This is a genomic window from Halorhabdus utahensis DSM 12940, from assembly GCF_000023945.1.
GTDB classification, from domain to species: Archaea; Halobacteriota; Halobacteria; order Halobacteriales; family Haloarculaceae; genus Halorhabdus; species Halorhabdus utahensis.
Window position 1 is genome coordinate 1,269,293 of record NC_013158.1, and the last position, 17,994, is coordinate 1,287,286.

Sequence of the window (17,994 nt, forward strand, 5' to 3'; positions counted from 1 at the left end):
TCTTGATTTCCCGTCGTTCGGCAGCCCTCCCCGGGCACTTCTCAACGCGCCACTCACTCTGTTGAGTGGCAACTCCAGAGTGTGCCGGTGGCGGGCGGAGAACCCTGTAAAACCGACCTGACGAGAATGCTAGAAAAGGGAATTGACGATAAACTCCCCGATCGTTGCGCCAATCACTCTCGGAACGAGGAATCCAACCACGACCAAGACTTCGACCACACCCAGTACAGTCACACCTAACTGTAGCGGATTCGAAATGAGCGAGCCGAGGCTCCCGACCAACAGACCAATCCCGACGAATAATCCGATTACTGGGATGAGGACACTGATCGTGCCAGTTCGACCGACATGGTCCCGGTCGGGAGAACTCAGATAATACCCAACCGGAAACACGCTACTCCCAAACAAAACGAGGGCTGGTAGCCAGGACATACCACCAATTTTAGACGATGATTAATAAAGGCATCTCTCCAATTTTAGTTAGCACTAATATATATTTATTTACTTGATTAGTTACTGATTGATTTGGTACATTCCGCAACTGCCCGATCTAGTATCACGTCCACCACTGTCGAAAGGATGTGCCCGGATTTGGATAGTGCCGGGGTGGGGGCCCGGCCACCGACAATTGATAGTGGACGAGTCCATGGGGGTGAACTCGGTCGATGCACCGCGATGGGATGGCAACTCGACAGCGATCGAGGGTCACCCAGGGCCGGCGACAGGGAGAAAGACGTCGCGGCCCAGGTGGTCGAAAGCGTGAGTCATACCGAAAGACCCGAGAAGAGTTTCAGAATCGCTCAACGGTACAGGGTTCGAGAAGAGAGTGGCGTTGTGAGACCGTCCAAGCCCTGCTCGCGGGGATGGCTACCCCCCGCGAATGATCCACTCGAAGCCACACTCCTCACAGGTGAAGTCGATCCCGGAACCCGATGCCGCTGCGCCACATTTCGGGCAATAGTTCCCCATTCTAGAGGGTTGGACAACTGAATCCCGAATAAAGGTTGTCATCTTGGAATATCAACCGAAACAGGTTCAGGATTCGACTTTCCAAAGAGGAGAGGTACCAACAGACGGTTCGCTGACAGTGGTGGATCAAGAGAGGGAAGCGTATCCAAAGACGAGTTCAGAGAAGATTCAAAATGGGGGGTATGCCAGGCGGGGGGAGCCTGGCAGAAAACAATTGGTGGTGGGAGAGTTCGGGGGGGCGAACTCGTCCGAGACACCATGGGGATGGAGTCCCGAGTATGTCGAGACCTATCCTGGCCGGTGACGGGGAACGTCCCGGCCCAGGCCAGTCATTGGCAGTGACGTATATAAACGGGTCCGATCGTTTTCGGGCCGAACTGTCGTATGGCGATACAGGCGCTGAGACGCAATTCTGGCTGGCTCTTGCGGAGGTTGAAAACGGAATTTCCGAGAGTCTAATCGCTCATGAACGGACAACAGTGATCGAGGGGTCGGGTTTGGGACTGCCGGGCGGTCATCACGGACCCGCCGTGCGTCCGGTCTGCAGCGTGGCAACCGGTCGCGAGCACAGCGTAACCCCGACGATTGGGACGAGTGTTGGACAGCAGACGAGAGCAGCGGCCGCCCACCGACCGAAGAGGCTACCACGGTGCCCGTTCGTAGAATTCGCTAATGGGACTGCTCGATGGGATCAAGTCCGCGCTGGGACTGAAAGCCGAGGCCGACGCGACCCGGGACGCCGATCCCGAGGACCTCTTCGGGATGAGCACCGCCTACGTCACGATGGCGGCCGACCTGGGCTACGAGCCGGCGGGCGAGGCGGCGCTGTGTTTCTCCGACGTCGACAGCACGGACTTCCAGGACGCGATCTCGGAAGTCAGGCAGATCCTGGCCGCCGGCGAGATCGAGACGGGCACCACCGCGGAGTTCGTCGAGGACGCCCACGGCTACACCTGGGTCGTCCTCGAGGACGACGACGTCGAGGATCTCGTCACGAGCGTCCACTTCGCCGCGGACACGCTCGTCGAGAACGGCTACGGCTCGCGGCTGCTCGCGGCTGTCTTCGCCTTTCGCGATCCCGAGGATTCGACCGCCTGGGACGACAGCGACCGGTACGTCTACTGGGTCTACTCCTTCCGTCGCGGGTCGTACTACCCCTTCGCGCCCAAACCCGGCGAGCGTGAGCGCGACGCCACCGCGGAGTTCAAACTCCAGAGCGTGCTCGACGGCGAACTCGACCTTGAGGACGACGAGGCCTACTGGTATCCCCTCTGGCCCGAGGACGAGGGCCACCCCTGGGAGTGACTCGGCAGTGTGGATCTGAGACCGATACTGGCACTACTGTGGTAGCAATCACAGAGAACACGCGATTGGACCGGACAGCAGTCGTTCAATCTACCAACAGGTATATGCGCAGCAACGTCGTTACTCACGGCCATGGCTACCACGGAGATGCTCTCCCTCCTCGCCCTCGCTGCACTGCCCGCCCTTGCCCTGCTCGGACTTGCCGGGAAATACCTGCTGGGATGGATGCAGGAAGGATACGAAAGTGCTGAGGGACAGGCGAACAAGTAGTCCTCTTTGTGAGTCGGAGTGATTGCTTCAAGAGCCGCCGGATCGGATGTAAGATCCGTTCGTCCGAGTGGACTCCGAGAACGGTTATTGTTCTGAAAGCAACCGTTCGACCGCATCGAAAACGTCCGCCCGTACCGCTTCAGCTGCTCGAGTCGCGTCGATCCGGACGAACCGGTCCGGGTCATCGTCGATCAGTCGCTCGTAGTTCGCCCGAACAGCCCGCAGGTGCTCGACGCGCTCGAACTTGTTCGTCCCGCCGCTGCGCTCAGCCCCGGTCTCGGCGTCGACGTCGAGGTAAATCGTCGCGTCAGGCGGTCGCGTCCAGGGCTCGTGAATCTCCCGGACGAAGGCGAGGGGATCGTCCAGCCGGTCTTCGAGCGTCGCACCCTGGTAGGCATATCGCGAGTCCGAGTAGCGATCGGAGACGACGACCTCGCCGCGGTCGAGGGCTGGTTGGACCGTATTCGCGAGGTGGGCGGCGTGGTCGGCAGTGTAGAGGAACAGCTCGGCGAGAGAGTCGGCGTCGTCTTCCTGAATCGAGCGCTGGACGGCCTCGCCATACCACGACTCGGTCGGCTCCCGGGTGAAGGTGAAATCGGGGTCGAGGTCGGCGGCGTGCTCCCGCAAGGATTCCCAGGCGGAGGACTTCCCGCTGCCGTCGATCCCTTCGAGCGTGATGAGCATAGCGATCGATCGAACCCGGGATACGTAAGCCCGCCGGCTCGTCGTGAGGAAGTGGCTGTGTACCATCCCGTCCGGCTTGCCGGCCACCGTAGGTTTAGGGTGCGTGAGACCAAATGTCGTGGTATGAATGTCCTTGTCACTGGCGGCGACGGCTTCGTCGGCCGACACCTCTGTGCAGAACTGGACGAGCGCGGCCACGACGTGACGGCGCTGTCGCGTGATCCCGATCCGACCGTGCTTCCCGACGGCGTGGAGACAGTCGCGGGCGACGTGACCGATCGCTCGTCGATCGAACCGGCAGTCGAGGGCGTGGACGTCCTCGTGAACCTGGTGGCGCTCTCGCCGCTGTTCATCCCGAGCGGCGGCAACGAGATGCACGAGCGCATCCACCTCGGCGGCACCGAGAACCTGGTCGCGGCCGCCGAGGACGAAGGCGTCGAGCGCTTCGTCCAGATGAGCGCGCTGGGAGCCGACCCCGAGGGGCCAACGCACTACATCCGCGCGAAGGGGCGGGCCGAGGAAGTCGTCCGGGAGTCCGCCCTGAAGTGGGTGATCGTCCGTCCCTCGGTGATCTTCGGCGACGGCGGGGAGTTCGTCGGCTTTACGAAGAAGCTCACGCCGCCGCTGGTCGCGCCGCTGCCTGGCGGCGGGAAGACGCGATTCCAGCCGATCTGGGTCGAGGACCTCGCGCCGATGCTCGCAGATTGCGTCGAGGACGACGAGCGGGCTGGGGAAACCTACGAACTCGGCGGACCCGAGAGACTGACGCTCAAGCAGATCGCCAAACTCGTTCGGGGGAAGGTCGCGGTCGTCCCCGTCCCGATGGCGCTGGCCGGCGTCGGCCTCTCGGTCGCCGGGGCGATCCCCGGGTTCCCGATGGGGAAAGACCAGTACCGCTCGCTGCGGTTCGACAACACCACTGCTGACAACGACGTGACGGCCTTCGGCACCGAACCCGACGTGCTGTTCACGCTCGAAGACTACCTCGACGGCGTCTGAAGGGGCACGTGGCCGGCAGCTTCCTGTTTCTGAGTATCAGGCTCGGGAACGGGGCAAAAAGCTTATACGCACATTCCGACTGTTTTCACGCCAAGAGGCACACTTATGAAACTCGCGATGATCGGCTTCGGGCAGGCCGGCGGGAAGATCGTCGACAAGTTCCTGGAGTACGACGACAGGACGGGCAGCGGGATTGTCCGGTCGGCGGTCGCGGTCAACACCGCTAAGGCTGATTTGCTCGGCCTCGAACGCGTCCCAGAGGAGAACCGGGTCCTGATCGGACAGGCGCGGGTCAAGGGGCATGGCGTCGGTGCGGACAACGAACTCGGCGCGGAGATCGCCGAGGAGGACATCGACGAAATCCAGGGGGCCATCGACAATATCCCTGTCCACGAGATCGACGCGTTCCTCATCATCGCCGGGCTCGGCGGCGGAACGGGCTCGGGCGGGTCGCCGGTTCTCGCCAAACACTTGAAGCGGATCTACACCGAGCCGGTCTACGGCCTCGGGATCCTGCCCGGCAGCGACGAGGGTGGCATCTACACGCTCAACGCCGCCCGGTCGTTCCAGACGTTCGTCCGGGAAGTGGACAATCTCCTCGTCTTCGACAACGACGCCTGGCGGAAAACAGGCGAGTCCATGGAGGCGGGCTACGCGGAGATCAACGACGAGATCGTCAAACGCTTTGGTATCCTCTTTGGCGCAGGTGAAGTCGAACACGGCGGCGAGGTCGCCGAGAGCGTCGTCGACTCCAGCGAGATCATCAACACGCTCGCGGGCGGTGGCGTCTCGACAGTCGGGTACGCGGCCGAGGAGGTCGATCTCGACGATTCCAGCGGATTGCTCTCGCGGTTCCGCGGCGACGATTCCGCGGACTCGATGGAGTCGGCGAACACGACCAACCGCATCACGTCGCTGGTCCGAAAGGCCGCACTTGGCCGGCTGACGCTGCCCTGTGAGATCGACGGGTCCGAGCGCGCGCTGCTCGTACTCTCGGGGCCACCCGGCCACCTCAATCGGAAGGGTATCGAACGCGGGCGAAAGTGGCTCGAAGAGCAGACCGGCAGCATGGAAGTCCGGGGCGGGGACTACCCCGTCTCCGATTCGGGATACGTCGCAAGCGTCATCCTGCTCTCTGGGGTCCACAACGTCCCCCGGATCAAGGAGCTCCAGCAGGTCGCCATCGAGGCCCAGGACAACATCGACGACATCCGGGACGAAAGCGAAGAGAACTTAGAGGCGTTGGTAGAAGATGATGAAGATGAGTTGGATCCGCTCTTCTAAGGGGGTCACCCTACTGGCGGTGCTGATGGTCGCGTTCGCCGGGGTCGGCGTCGTTACAGCCGTCTCCGTCTCACCGGACGCACCAGCAGAGGCACAGGTCGGCGAAGAAATCACTGTCTCGGCGACGATTTCTGCGGTCTACGAGCCCTCGTCGGAGTGGACGCTCAACGGGACGACCGAACTCCGGAACGTGACCGGCTGGGAAGTCACGAAAATCACACCCAGCGGAGACGAAAATACGACCCGCTTCGACGGTTCGACGAGTTTCGAGGTACCGATCACCAGCGATGAGAACCTCGACCGTATCGACGTCTCGATCACCGGGGACGTTCCCCCGGTCGAGACGTTCTCCTATGATCCGCCACAGTCGTTCGTCGGGGCCGACTTCACCCGGATCGAAGGGAACAACGAAAACGACATCGAGACTATCTCGATCCATCACTACACGGAAAACAGTAGCCAAACTCGCGCGTTGCTCGACGAGGCGAGTACAGCTGTCGAGAACGCAAGCAGCCAGGACGCCCGTGACACACTCGACAACGCGATCGGCGTCTTCAACGGCGGCGGCGAGAACTTCCAGCAAGCTCGCAGCCTCGCTGAGGATGCGAAAGACACGGCCGAATCCGCCAAGCAGTCCGCCCAGACCACCCAGCTGGTCCTGTACGGTGTGGGCGCACTCGTCGTGCTCGCGCTGATCGGTGGCGGGATCTACTACTGGCGCTCCCAGCAGAACGACTACGACAAACTCCGGTAGATGCACGTCGTCGTTCCGTTCGACGGTCGCGATCCGAAAACCCGTTTGGCCCCCGTTCTCGACGCTCCGGAGCGACGGGATTTCGCACGCGCGATGCTTGCAGACGTCGCGGAGACGATCGAATCCATCAGCTTCGAGCCGACGATCCTCGCGACGACTGACGTCGAGTGCGAATGGCCCGTCGTCGTCGACGAACGGTCGCTCGACGCGGCCGTGAACGACCAACTGGCGGTGGCTGACGGACCGGTCGCAGTCGTTATGGCCGATCTGGCGCTTGTGACGCCTGACGCACTGGATCGACTGTTCAGGGCCGGCGGCGAGGTCGTCCTGGCCCCGGGCCGTGGCGGCGGAACCAACGCGTTCGTGGCCCGCCATCACGACTTCCGCGTCGACTATCACGACGCCTCGATCACGGACCACCGATCGATCGCCGAGGAAATCGGCGCGGACACTGTCGAGGTCGACTCCTTCCGGCTGGCGAGTGACGTCGACGAACCCGACGACCTCGCCGAGGTGCTGTTACATGGTGAGGGCCGGGCGGCGGCGTGGCTTCGCGAACACGGATTCGACCTCTCGATGGACGAGGGCCGTGTCAGCGTCCAGCGGTGACCGCCGCTGTCGTCCCGTCAAAGATCTCGCCAGTTGATCTCCACGAACCGCTTCTCGACGTTGATCCCCGCAAGTAGTGTGGCTGCACTCATCGTCAGGAAAAGCACTGACAGGCCCAGGTTTTCCTTCGGTATTTTAAATAATATCGACACTAACACGAGATAGATGCTGACGGCAAAAAGGAGCTCCGCGTTTCGTTCCATCTCAGAGTAATGTCCTGACCGGATCGAGTATAAATATGGCTATTTCAGCGCAATTCAGCGTTGCAGTTCGACGTTCGCGACTGCCGTCGACAGAACGTTTTTGACCGACGTGATCCGAAACCCGGACGTGATCCCCGGGGCCGAGGAATACGACGTCGACGTCACGATCGATCCGGCCGAGCGCGAGCGACTGCTGTCGGTCGGCCCCGAGGACGTCGCCGGACCCGGCGAGGACGGCGGCCCCGACCACCTCTCCTTTGCCAGAAATGTCTTCATCCCATTGACGACGGCCTGCCGGTACACCTGCACCTACTGTACGTACTACGATCCGCCGGGCCAGGCCTCGTTGCTTTCGCCCGAAGACGTCCGCGAGATCTGCCGGGAGGGGGCCGACGCCGGCTGTACGGAAGCCCTCTTTACCTTCGGCGACGATCCCGACGACCGCTACGACGCAATCTACGACCAACTCGCCGAGTGGGGCCACGACTCGATTCACACCTATCTCCGGGAGGCCTGCGAGATCGCGCTGGAGGAGGGACTGCTGCCCCACGCCAATCCGGGCGATCAGACCCGCGAGCAGATGGCCGAAGTCGCCGATCTGAACGCGAGCATGGGTGTGATGCTAGAGACAACCGCCGATCTTGAGGCCCACTCGGGTTCGCGCCGCAAAGAGCCGGGCCAACGACTCGCAACGATCCGGACGGCAGGGGAACTCGGCGTGCCTTTCACAACCGGGATTCTGGTCGGCATCGGCGAGGACTGGGCGGATCGCGCCGAGAGCCTGCTGGCAATCGCTGCCCTCCACGAGCGGTACAACCACGTCCAGGAGGTGATCGTCCAGCCCGTTTCGCCGAACGAACGCTGGGATCGCGAGCCGCCGAGTCTGGAGACGATGCGCCGGACGGTCGCGATGGCACGGGCGGGATTGCCAGAGACGGTCAGCGTCCAGGTCCCGCCGAATCTGGCCCGGACGCGCGACCTGCTCGACTGCGGCGTCGACGATCTTGGCGGTGTCTCCCCGGTCACCGATGACCACGTCAATCCCGACTACGCCTGGCCGGCACTGGACGAACTCCGCGCGATCGCAGACGATGCGGGTGTCCCGCTACGCGAGCGGTTACCGGTCTACGATCGCTACGTGGACGAAGACTGGCTGAGCGAGCAGGTATTGGCAACGGTCTCGACAGTGACATCGACGGACGAAACAGGGACCTGAAAGCAGGATTGCTCGGCGAGTGGCGAGAAACAGATTTCCGATAGTTTCAAACCGATGTTGTGAGAGGATAATCCATCATGGCGACAGATGACGACGTTCACCCGGCAGCATCACGGGAGGACAAAAAAGTGTCCAGTGTGGAGCAATCCGACCCGGCAAACCAACAAGAGACCGACTCATCACGAGACAGAGCCCTGGGGACAGATATGCAGACGACGCGACGATTGTTCCTCAGTCTCGCGGGGGTCGGAGTGAGTGCCGGGGCAGGATGCACCACGCTGGGGCCGGACGATGATGGGAACACGGAGACACCCACGAGCACGCCGACAGGAACTGAAACGGACACACCGACGACAACAGACACGAACACACCGACAGAGACCGACACGCCGACGGAGACTGACACGGACACACCGACTGAAACCGAGTCCGACACACCGACTGAAACCGAAGCGGAAGAGACGACTGAGGAAGGAAGAGAGACGGAGGAAGAGACGAACGAGGAAGCGGACGATGAGACGGTTTACGACGTCACGGTTGACTCCGTCGACGCCCGTTCGATGGACATGCTGGACTGGAACTCCCAGTACGCGGGCTGGCCATACATTTGGGGGCGGTGGGCTGCCTACGAGCGCTTTGTGCAGTATGATCTGGAGAACAACGTCTGGATCCCCCGCCTCATCGATAACTGGTCGATTGACGGGACGACAATCACGCTGGACATCCGTGATCCACATAAATACGAGGACGGGGACGAGGTGACGGCCGAGGATGTCAAGGCCAACATCGTGATGAATCTCGCGACCGGGGCACCGTTCTCGGAGATCTTCGAATCGTTCGACGAACCCGACGACAAAACCCTCGTGATCGAGACGAAGAAGTCTGTCAACAAGACGATCCTCGAGTTTTCGATCTTCTCGCAGTTGCAACAGGCCAAAATGGCACCACCGTACGACGAGTTCTATCAGCGCTTTTGGGTAGACGGCGAAGAGGGCGTCGGCAGAGATATTCAGGCCATGGAACCCAACGAGCCCCACTACGTCTCGGGTATCTTCGGCCAAATGAGGAAGGACTCCGAGCAGTACCTCATGGAACGCAACCCCGAGCACCCGGACGCCGATAACGTCAACTTCGAGCGGTACCGGTTCCGGACCTACCCGGGGAACCAGGCCAAGTGGGACGCGATGTTAGCCGATGAGGTGGACACGGTGATGAGTGCGTTCACCCCGGCGAATGTCAAAGCGGAGCTCCCGGATCACTGGCAGGAGTACAACTTCCCCGGCAACTGGGGCGTCGGGCTACTGCCCCAGCACGATCCGGACACCGCGCCCCACATTTCAAAGCGACCGGTTCGCCAGGCCATCACGCATGCGATTAGCCGCGAAGCTGTCCGGAGCGCCGGTGGTCCGCGGGTCAAGACGGCATTCCCGACCCCAGCCGCGATCTCCGCGAGCGTGCAGGATGAATGGATTGACGTCGATGGGACGTTCGGCCCAATGCAGGGAGGCAAAGCGAAAGCCGCCGAACGCATGCAAGACGCCGGCTACGAGAAAAACGCCAACGGTATCTGGGCGATGGACGGCGACACCGTTTCCTTCGACATCTCAGTGCCGGGTAGCTGGAGTGACTGGGTGACGGTGATCCAGGCAACGGTTTCCCAGCTAACCCAGGCCGGGTTCGACGCACGACTGAACCGCGTCAACAACATCTATAGGATTGTCGCCAGCGGCGAGTTCAAGATGGCTGCCCGCCCGTGGTCGTCGGGTTACGCACGGTCGTCGTTCCCGTATTTCCCGCTGGACTGGGTGTTCGGGCGAGCCTACGGCAACGCTCACAGCTACCCCGGTGGCGAGGAAGGCACCGAGATCACGGTTCCCGCCATGGACGGAGACGGCACCATGTCGGTCGATGTCCAGCAGCACCTCGCGGATCTCTCGATGGCTCGTGGCGACGACGTCAAGCCGATCGTCGAGGAACTCGCGTGGGTTTCCCATCAGGATCTACCGATGATACCGATCGTCGAAAAGCTGGAGCAGTCGTTCATCAGCACGAACAATCTCTCTGCGCCCGATCCTGACTCTTTGGCCGGCAACGTCAAATGGCCGTGCTTTTACGCTCCACGGGAGGGCGAGATGCAGTGGCAGGGCGGCCAAGAGTGAAGCGGGGGGCAAGGCGAGCAAGCGACCCGTCCACGAAAAAACACGGCTCCGTTCGGATTGGTCGAGTACCCGGATGCGATACAGCGCGACAGGGGCGCGGGTGACACGCGTCACTGAATTTGGACGCCACCTTCGTCAAAGACACCGCCGACGAGCGGTCTCGCGCAGTGCTCGCGCCCCAAGCGCTGTGCTGACGGCCACTTTGATACTGGTTCGGCCCGTCAGTGAGAGACATGCGCGAGTCACTCCGATCGGCGTTGGCCTGGCAGGCGCTCGCCCTCGGCTGTTACATGGCAGGTGTCACCCTGTTCGTTCTCGGGGGCGTCGGGCCGTTTCTCGCCCCGCCGGAGCGGTCGCTGGCGAACCTGACGACAGTCGACATCGCGTTCGTCGCCGGCAGTATCGTACTGTTCGCAGCCGGTGGCGTGGCCAGCTGGAAAAGCGGCTGGCGAAATACGTTGCCCGCCACCTCGTCGTGGGGAACGCAGCCCGATCAATCTCACGGGGGTCTCCCCGACCGGAACGGCCGAGAAGCCGACCGCGAGCCGACCACGGCCTACGAAGACGGCGAGCTGTACCTTCGCTGTCCCGAATGCGGGGCGACGAACGACACGTCCTACTCCTATTGTGGGGAGTGTTCGACCAAGCTACCACGACCCTGAAGATGGCGTCGCGTGACCGGGTCGGTAGACGGGTGATCGAAACGGTGGGCCAGCGTCATTCGACGAGATGTGAGAACACTCGCGACTCGATCTTCCGGAGGTGTTCACCGACGGTGCCCGGCGCGAGATCGACAGCATCGGCCAGCTCATCCTGTGTCGCCTCGCGCGGGCACTCGTAGTAGCCCTCCTCGACAGCGCTCAACAGCACCCGCTGCTGGGTCGGCGTCAGGGACGCAATCGGATCGTCAGGTTCGGGTTCGTATTCGCCCGTCTCGAGCAGTTCGACGTCGACAGCCGCCGGGACAGCGTCCAGTGAGTCGTCGAAGGACTCGTCGTCGCCGAGTAGTGTCGCGACCGGCGCGCCGTCCGTCTGGCGAAACTGGAGGGGCATCACCAGGATGATGTCAGTCTCTCGCTGGAACCGGAGCATCTGTCGTGGTTCGGTCGGCATCTCGACGCGCAACGAGAGCAGCCCACGAGCAGCGTCCACAAGCGTTGCAGTCCTGACAAGCGGGTGATCACGGGTTAGCCCAAAGCCATGCTCGACATCGCCATAGACCCGGCAGAGCATTTTCGCGACCTCGTCGTCGACCATCTCCATCACGTACATCGGCCCCCGAAGCACCGATTCGTCCCGAGCCAACGTCTCTCCCCAGGGATGTATCGCCCCGCCGTCCTTGGTGAACACCGCGCGGAGATACCGCATACACGTCGGTGTTCGGCCGAATATTTAAATCCACCTCGGATGTGAGGCACCAATATTTCACTGTCTCGGCCCCGTTATATTTAGTGCCGGGGTGGCGCCTCTGACACGCAATTTTACCTCGGCGTCCCTGTTCGATCGTGACGCACTCGGTCGATCTGGAGGGCAATAACCCGAGTAGTGATACTGTCGGCAAACACTCCGTGCCGAGACTGGTCACCCCGAGATGTCGATGCTTCGCACACGGGCGCTCGATCAAGCACTGTCATCGAGCAGTGGCGTCCCGTCGGCTTGCGGGCCGAGTCGGGGGCCCGGTGGCTCACCGCGGATCGGCTCTCGCTGTCGGTAATCCGTCGAGCGCTCGACGGGCCGGCGACCGACCGACCGGATGAGTTCGTCGTAATCCGCGAACGAGCGATACTGGCCGAAGTCCCCGCCAGCGCGCGCGGTGATCTCCTCGGAGAGGATCGTCCCCATGAAATCGTCGGCACCGCAGGACAGCAGTTTCAGCCCGAACTCGTCGCCGTACTTGACCCATGACGATTGAATGTGCTCGATATTGTCGAGGAAGAGTCGCGAAACGGCGATCATGAGTTCGTCCTCCGATCGGGTCGCCCCGCTGTCGACCATGCCGTTCTCCGCCAGCGGCGTGTTCGGGTGGACAAAGGAGAGCGGAACGAACTCCGTGATCGCGCCCGTTCGGTCCTGGAGATCACGGACCCGTTTCAGGTGGAGCGCCCGGTGGGCCTCGTTCTCGACGTGGCCGTACATGATCGTCGACGTGACGTCGAGTCCCACGTCGGCGGCAGCTTCCATCGCCGCGAGCCACTCGCCGGTGTCGATCTTGGCGGGACAGATCACGTCCCGAACTTCGTCGACGAGGATCTCGGCAGCGGTGCCGGGGACGCTGTCCAGCCCGGCATCGGCGAGCCGACGGTAGACCTCGCGATAGTCCCAGTCAGTGCCACGACGGGCGTGGGCGGCCTCTTCCGGGGTCATCGAGTGAACGTGAACGTCCCCGACGGACATCGCCTCGATCTGTTCGACGTACGTGCCGGGGTCGGTTGTGTAGGCGTCGGGCGGGCGGTAGTTCACCGTCCCCCGGTCCGCGGGATCGACGGCCTCCAGCAGCTCGCGGTGCTCCTCGTCCAAGGCGAAGGCAGGGTGGAGCCCCGAGACGGACGTCACTTCGTAAATGCCGCGCTCGACCGCCTCGGCGACGATCTCGCGGGACTCTGCAGGCGTCTTCGTAAAGCCCGGGTGATCGTCCGGTCGGTCGGCACGGAACTGTTCGGCGCTATCCTTGAAGTTACAGAACAGACACCCCGTATCACAGGCGGTCGTGACGTTGTTGTTGAGGTTGGCGACGACAGTGACCTCCTCGCCGACGACCTCGGCACGCCGGCGATCAGCGGCCTCGAGGACGGCCTCCTTGCGCTCGCGGTCGATCCCCGGCGCGTCGCTCCCGGTCGTCAGAAGTTCGATCGCGTCCGCGACGGTCAGCCGGCTGCCGTCCCGGGCCCTCCGGAGGGCGTCCGCGAAGGACTGGTCGCTCGTCGGTCGGATCTCGAAGTCGAACTCGTCCCGGGGGACGTTCGTCTCCGGTTCGAAAGCGGCCATCGTTACCACACCGGGCGTCGGGGGGCATAACGCCACTGTTCGCGTCGAACGTGGCCGGCGTCGACGACGCGGTCTGCGTGCTCCGGGATCACAACGTTGATTGAGTGGCCGAACATCGGGGAGAGCAGTGAACGATCGTCCCCCCAGTGACAAGTCGGACGGCAGTGGGACTGACCCATCATCATCGTCCGCCAAGGGGCCAGACCCGAATGACGACGGGCCGGACCTCGACTCGGACGGTCCCGAGTCCACAGCCGACCCGAGCGATGGGGACGACTCGGGTGACTCGATCACCCAGGGGAGCCTCATCCGGCCGCTGATCGGCCTGGCCTGGCCGATCGTCGTCATTCAGCTGTTGCAGGTCACCTACAACATCGCCGACACGCTGTGGCTCGGCCGACTCTCGGCGGACGCCGTCGGCGCGATCAGTCTCGCCTTTCCGCTGATCTTCCTGCTGATCGCCGTCGCGGGCGGCTTTACGACCGCCGGGGCGATCCTCGTCGCCCAGTACACCGGTGCGAAGGGTGAGCGGTCAGCCGGCCACGTGACCGGCCAGACCGTCTCGTTCGTCGGATTGCTGTCGGTCGTGATCGGGGTCGTCGGGTACTTCTACACCCGCCCAGCGCTCGAACTCCTCCCGAGCGATCCCGAGACGTCGGCGTCGGTCATCCCGCTGGCGGCTGATTACATGGAGGTCATCTTCATGGGGATTCCGCTGATGTTCGGGTTTTTCATCTTCTCGGCGCTCATGCGAGGGTACGGCGACACGCGGACCCCGATGTTCGTGATGGTGGTCTCCGTCGGGTTGAACGTCGTCCTCGATCCCTTCTTCATCTTCGGATTTGCCGGCAATCCCCTGTTCGAGTGGGTCGGCCTCGGCGGCCTGGAAGCGACCCTGGAAGCCGCGACTGGCTTTACCGGCCTCGGTATCGAAGGCGCAGCACTGGCGACGATCCTCTCTCGAGGCGTCGGCACGGCGATCGGCCTCTGGCTGCTGTTCGGCACGGGCATCGGCCCCGCCGTCACGTTCGAGCATCTGCGGCCCGATTTCCCGGTCATCAGAGATATCATTCGATTGGGAACCCCGAGCATGGTCGAGCAATCGACCAGCGCCCTGGCGATGATCACGCTGACGGCCATGATCGTCACGTTCACGCCGCCAGTCGTCGCCGCCTACGGCCTGGGCAACCGGCTCATCTCGCTGGTCTTCCTGCCGGCGATGGGGCTGGGCCGGGCGATCGACACCATGGTGGGCCAGAATCTGGGAGCCAACCGGCCGGACCGGGCGTCCCGGGCGACCTGGCTGGCCGCCGGGACGGGGGCAGGAGTCATGGCGGTCGTGGCCGTCGTCGCCGTCGTGTTCACCGAGCCGATCGTCGGCGCGTTCATGGGCGACGTGCCCGACGCGGCCGCGACGATCGCAAACGGCGTCGAGTACGTCCGGATCCGCTCGGTCGAGTTCACGTTCATCGGTGTCACGCAGGTGATCCTCGGGGCGTTCCGGGGAGCCGGCAACACCCGGACGGCGATGGTCATCTCGATCATGACCCTGTGGGTCGGCCGCGTTACCAGCGTCTACGCCCTCGTGTTCGTCTTCGAGTGGGGCGCGACCGGCGTCTGGGTCGGGATGGCGCTTGGCAACATCGTCGGCGCAGTCCTTGGCGTCGCGTGGTTCCTCCGGGGGACCTGGAAAGAGCGATACATCGACGAACCGGCCCTCGACGCCGACGAGGCGGTCTCGTAAGTCGCGAATTCGGGACAGCGGCGTTCAGGAAAACAGCAACCCGAGGTTGATCCCCGTGATCACCGTGCCGACGAGGGCGAGGAAGATCGGCGGCCCGTAAAACAGCAGGCGATCGTCTTCGAGGCGGCCGGCCCAGATGCTGATCCCGAGACAGAGATAGAACACGAGTAACTTCATCGCCAGGAAACCGCCGCCGCCGAAGAGATCGATCGAGAGGTTGACGATCGGGTTCGCCTCGACGTGGATCCGGCTGAAATAGGCGATCGTGATCGTCGTGACGATGTCGCCGACGCCGTAGGTCGCCAGCGCGAGCAACCACACGTTGCGGAAGGAATCCTCTTCGAAGGGAGAGCCATCCAGGTGGAGCCATTCAGGGCGGGCCGTTGCCATCATTTACTAATTGAACTGACAGCCCTAATCGTTGGCGATGCAAGTATCAGTGGCGATATTTAATGAGTTGAGAATGAGTACCCATTGCCAAAATGGTGTGATATACGAATGTTCCCACTGTTTCTGGCTAGTCAGGGATTCGAACTTGGGCTGACAGCGCCAAGCCCCTGTTTCGGAGTTCCCACGATGGAGATATCAGCAGGATCGTAGACAAGAGTATTGGTGTACTCGATATCCGTGTTGTCCACGTACAGCGTTGTAGCGCTAGTCCCGAGATCCGCGGTCACATCACCGTTCTGCGTCGTGAGTGTGGAATCGTTCAGCCACATCGATCCGACCGATTCAAGCACGATCCCTGCGTTTCCACCGGTCATGTCCGCACCAGTCGCATCGAGTGTTCCGCTAGTGGCGTTCAAGACAGTGCCACCGTTCGATGCCTGTACGGACGCATAGCGGGCCGTGACCGTTTGTGCCTGTAGATCTATATCATAGCTCCCTGAGCTCGTAAGTGTCGCGTCGTCGATATCCAGATCGGAATCAGCAGTGATGTCGATAGCTCTCCCGGAATCGATAGTGGTTGACTGGGCAGTGATCGTCTGTGCCTGTAGGTATATGTCACAATTACTCGATAGATGTGCATTATCCAGATCAAGATGTCCGTCAGTACTGACGGTGATCGCCCCGTTATCACTCTCAACTGTTACCCCATTGAGATCAATGTCTTTCGTCGCTTCAATCGTGACGTCGCCAGTCTGGCCGATCACCGAGTCCGCACTGATCGATATTTCCCCATCCGTCGCATTGAGATGAATACCACCGTTCTTGGCATCAAAACCAGCAGATGAGGTGATGCTCTTTGCCGTAATCGAGACATTACCGTTTCCGTTCCGTGACACTGAACCGATATCGCTTGGAATGACAAGGTTAGCGTCGGGATCGTTGAAATCTCGAAGACGGTTCTTGTTAATTGTCTGTTCGTCAGAATCGTACTCACCATCGCCATCGGCATCATTGTACGCCTTCTTTCCTGGCGGTGTACCACCGCCCGGACCACCACCTTGGAACGAGTCCGCAGCCTGGATCGTTCCGGACGCCTGCTCGGTGTCTGAGAAGTAACTGACGGTGGCCGCGCTACCAGCCGTCACGAATAGGACCACACAGAGTACAGCCGCAAAGGACCGAAGCGGGACAGTCATCCGGTTTCACCCTCTGTACGTTCCGGTTCGTCCTCATCCCGGGCTACAAACAATTCCCATAGCTCAGTCGCTGCCAACAGCAACGCAGGGACAATAATCAGTAACGCGATACCAAGATCCGTGCCGGCGAACGCGACGACGTACCCCATATACGGAATCGAAAAAGCAACCCGACCGATGACCTGATCCGCCGAGACAAGAGTCGGATCGGGCCCCTCGTTCGCGTCGCCCTTCGTGCGGTACAACTCTTGACCATCGCGCTCAACGACCTCCACGATCCGATGTGTCACCGGATTCTCGGATCCACGACGGTACGTGATTATCTCGTTCTCGGACAATCGGTCGGGAGTGACATCAGCCACGTATACGACCGATCCCGCATCGATCGTCGGCGACATACTGTCGGATTGGACAACGTAACTCTGGTCAGCGCCAACGATCTGGGGGATCGCGATCGAGACGAACAGAAGGACGACGGCGATGAACAACACCGTTCCGAGAAGTTTGCCAGTCCGCCGCCAGTCGATCGCGCGCACGGCCGGCAGTGATCGACTCACGACCGATCACCGTCGTGTGCGCTCGCTATCCGGTTACTGACTGTCATTCTGGTTCAGATGGAAGTCGAACGTAACCGCCACGCCATCGCCCTGGAACTTGTTCTTGACGTCCTTCAGTTTGAAGCCGACAGTAAAAGTCGTTCCGTCGCCAGGATCTGGCAGGTCCGTTAGATCGTTCGGTGTCGCTTCCCCCGAGGTCTGATCATTATATTTGAGGTCAAAAAGCGTAGGTGGCGAGCCACCATCTATCCTTCCGGTGAGATCAGTGTTATCGTAATCGAGGGTCTGGACTTCCAGGTTCTGGGCGAACTCCTGGGCCGTCTTGTCGTGATTCCCGGTGTTGCCGTCGTCTTCGGTGTAATCCACGTCGACATCAAGCGATCCCGAGAGCGATCCGTCACTAACCAGCGTCACGCTTTTCGTAGTCGTTTCGTTCGGTTTTAGATTCCCACTGAACGCGAACGAGCCGCCGCTGTCGAACGAGAGATTCAGTGTGCCGGCTTGTACAGTGTTCCCAGTGCTGGATTCAGTATCGGAGAAAAGTGCCATCGTCCCTGCCCCGGCGGCGGCACTGGCGGCACCGACGGTCACGAGACCGCCGAGCAGCCGTCGCCGGGTGACTTTCTTTCCCTCGTCCGACATTACGCGAGTGTGTCTTGCCGTCGTTTCT

The 17,994-nt window shown here is 61.8% G+C and carries 18 protein-coding genes; 10 read left to right on the forward strand and 8 right to left on the reverse strand.

Annotation, left to right across the window (positions count from 1 at the left end):
* Positions 1-1,641: 1,641 nt before the first annotated feature.
* A complete protein-coding gene (gene pspAB / locus HUTA_RS06320) occupies positions 1,642-2,274 on the forward strand; it encodes a PspA-associated protein PspAB (RefSeq protein ID WP_015789046.1) in 633 nt (210 codons plus the stop codon).
* Positions 2,275-2,406: 132 nt separating this feature from the next.
* Entirely contained in the window at positions 2,407-2,544 is a 138-nt protein-coding gene (locus HUTA_RS15550; RefSeq protein WP_015789047.1) for a hypothetical protein, read from the forward strand.
* Positions 2,545-2,628: 84 nt separating this feature from the next.
* Here HUTA_RS15550 and tmk read toward each other — a convergent pair whose 3' ends face one another.
* On the reverse strand, positions 2,629-3,228 hold the full coding sequence (gene tmk, locus HUTA_RS06325) for a dTMP kinase (RefSeq protein ID WP_015789048.1): 600 nt from the start codon (positions 3,226-3,228) through the stop codon (positions 2,629-2,631).
* Positions 3,229-3,351: 123 nt separating this feature from the next.
* On the opposite strand from tmk, the gene HUTA_RS06330 reads away from it, so the two are divergent.
* From HUTA_RS06330 to cofC, 4 genes are all read left to right on the forward strand, one after another.
* On the forward strand, positions 3,352-4,227 hold the full coding sequence (locus HUTA_RS06330) for a complex I NDUFA9 subunit family protein (protein ID WP_015789049.1): 876 nt from the start codon (positions 3,352-3,354) through the stop codon (positions 4,225-4,227).
* 105 nt (positions 4,228-4,332) lie between these two features.
* Entirely contained in the window at positions 4,333-5,511 is a 1,179-nt protein-coding gene (locus HUTA_RS06335; RefSeq protein WP_015789050.1) for a tubulin/FtsZ family protein, read from the forward strand.
* The gene (locus HUTA_RS06340; protein ID WP_015789051.1) at positions 5,489-6,265 is read left to right on the forward strand and encodes a hypothetical protein; all 777 of its coding nucleotides are present in this window, start codon (positions 5,489-5,491) and stop codon (positions 6,263-6,265) included. The genes HUTA_RS06335 and HUTA_RS06340 overlap by 23 nt, the downstream gene beginning before the upstream one ends.
* Entirely contained in the window at positions 6,266-6,874 is a 609-nt protein-coding gene (cofC, locus tag HUTA_RS06345) for a 2-phospho-L-lactate guanylyltransferase (protein ID WP_015789052.1), read from the forward strand.
* Between the two features lie 17 nt (positions 6,875-6,891).
* Here cofC and HUTA_RS06350 read toward each other — a convergent pair whose 3' ends face one another.
* A complete protein-coding gene (locus tag HUTA_RS06350; RefSeq protein ID WP_015789053.1) occupies positions 6,892-7,077 on the reverse strand; it encodes a hypothetical protein in 186 nt (61 codons plus the stop codon).
* 127 nt (positions 7,078-7,204) lie between these two features.
* On the opposite strand from HUTA_RS06350, the gene cofG reads away from it, so the two are divergent.
* The 3 genes from cofG to HUTA_RS06365 all read left to right on the forward strand — a co-directional run bounded on the left by cofG (position 7,205) and on the right by HUTA_RS06365 (position 11,114).
* The gene (cofG, locus tag HUTA_RS06355; RefSeq protein WP_049941427.1) at positions 7,205-8,293 is read left to right on the forward strand and encodes a 7,8-didemethyl-8-hydroxy-5-deazariboflavin synthase subunit CofG; all 1,089 of its coding nucleotides are present in this window, start codon (positions 7,205-7,207) and stop codon (positions 8,291-8,293) included.
* Positions 8,294-8,499: 206 nt separating this feature from the next.
* Positions 8,500-10,452: an ABC transporter substrate-binding protein gene (locus HUTA_RS06360; RefSeq protein WP_143920339.1), complete on the forward strand. Its 1,953-nt coding sequence runs from the start codon at positions 8,500-8,502 to the stop codon at positions 10,450-10,452.
* A 233-nt stretch (positions 10,453-10,685) separates the two neighbouring features.
* Positions 10,686-11,114, forward strand: coding sequence for a DUF7577 domain-containing protein (locus tag HUTA_RS06365; RefSeq protein WP_015789056.1), 429 nt, complete (start codon positions 10,686-10,688; stop codon positions 11,112-11,114).
* Between the two features lie 55 nt (positions 11,115-11,169).
* Here the strand turns inward: HUTA_RS06365 and HUTA_RS06370 are convergent, their stop codons facing one another.
* Together HUTA_RS06370 and cofH are read right to left on the reverse strand one after the other, a co-directional pair.
* Positions 11,170-11,820 carry a helix-turn-helix domain-containing protein gene (locus HUTA_RS06370; RefSeq protein WP_015789057.1) on the reverse strand — a complete coding sequence of 217 codons (651 nt, stop codon included), beginning with the start codon at positions 11,818-11,820 and terminating at the stop codon, positions 11,170-11,172.
* Between the two features lie 252 nt (positions 11,821-12,072).
* Positions 12,073-13,437, reverse strand: a complete 1,365-nt coding sequence (cofH, locus tag HUTA_RS06375) for a 7,8-didemethyl-8-hydroxy-5-deazariboflavin synthase subunit CofH (protein ID WP_015789058.1) — start codon at positions 13,435-13,437, stop codon at positions 12,073-12,075.
* 127 nt (positions 13,438-13,564) lie between these two features.
* Between cofH and HUTA_RS06380 the strand changes: the two genes are divergently transcribed.
* Positions 13,565-15,181, forward strand: a complete 1,617-nt coding sequence (locus tag HUTA_RS06380; protein WP_015789059.1) for an MATE family efflux transporter — start codon at positions 13,565-13,567, stop codon at positions 15,179-15,181.
* A 24-nt stretch (positions 15,182-15,205) separates the two neighbouring features.
* Here the strand turns inward: HUTA_RS06380 and HUTA_RS06385 are convergent, their stop codons facing one another.
* The 4 genes from HUTA_RS06385 to HUTA_RS06400 form a co-directional block, all read right to left on the reverse strand.
* Positions 15,206-15,571: a hypothetical protein gene (locus HUTA_RS06385; RefSeq protein ID WP_049941220.1), complete on the reverse strand. Its 366-nt coding sequence runs from the start codon at positions 15,569-15,571 to the stop codon at positions 15,206-15,208.
* Between the two features lie 131 nt (positions 15,572-15,702).
* Positions 15,703-16,767, reverse strand: a complete 1,065-nt coding sequence (locus HUTA_RS06390) for a SipW-dependent-type signal peptide-containing protein (RefSeq protein ID WP_015789061.1) — start codon at positions 16,765-16,767, stop codon at positions 15,703-15,705.
* The gene (locus HUTA_RS06395) at positions 16,764-17,324 is read right to left on the reverse strand and encodes a signal peptidase I (protein ID WP_342626758.1); all 561 of its coding nucleotides are present in this window, start codon (positions 17,322-17,324) and stop codon (positions 16,764-16,766) included. The genes HUTA_RS06390 and HUTA_RS06395 overlap by 4 nt, the downstream gene beginning before the upstream one ends.
* 33 nt (positions 17,325-17,357) lie before the next feature.
* Positions 17,358-17,915 carry a TasA family protein gene (locus HUTA_RS06400; protein ID WP_218915306.1) on the reverse strand — a complete coding sequence of 186 codons (558 nt, stop codon included), beginning with the start codon at positions 17,913-17,915 and terminating at the stop codon, positions 17,358-17,360.
* Positions 17,916-17,994: the final 79 nt, after the last annotated feature.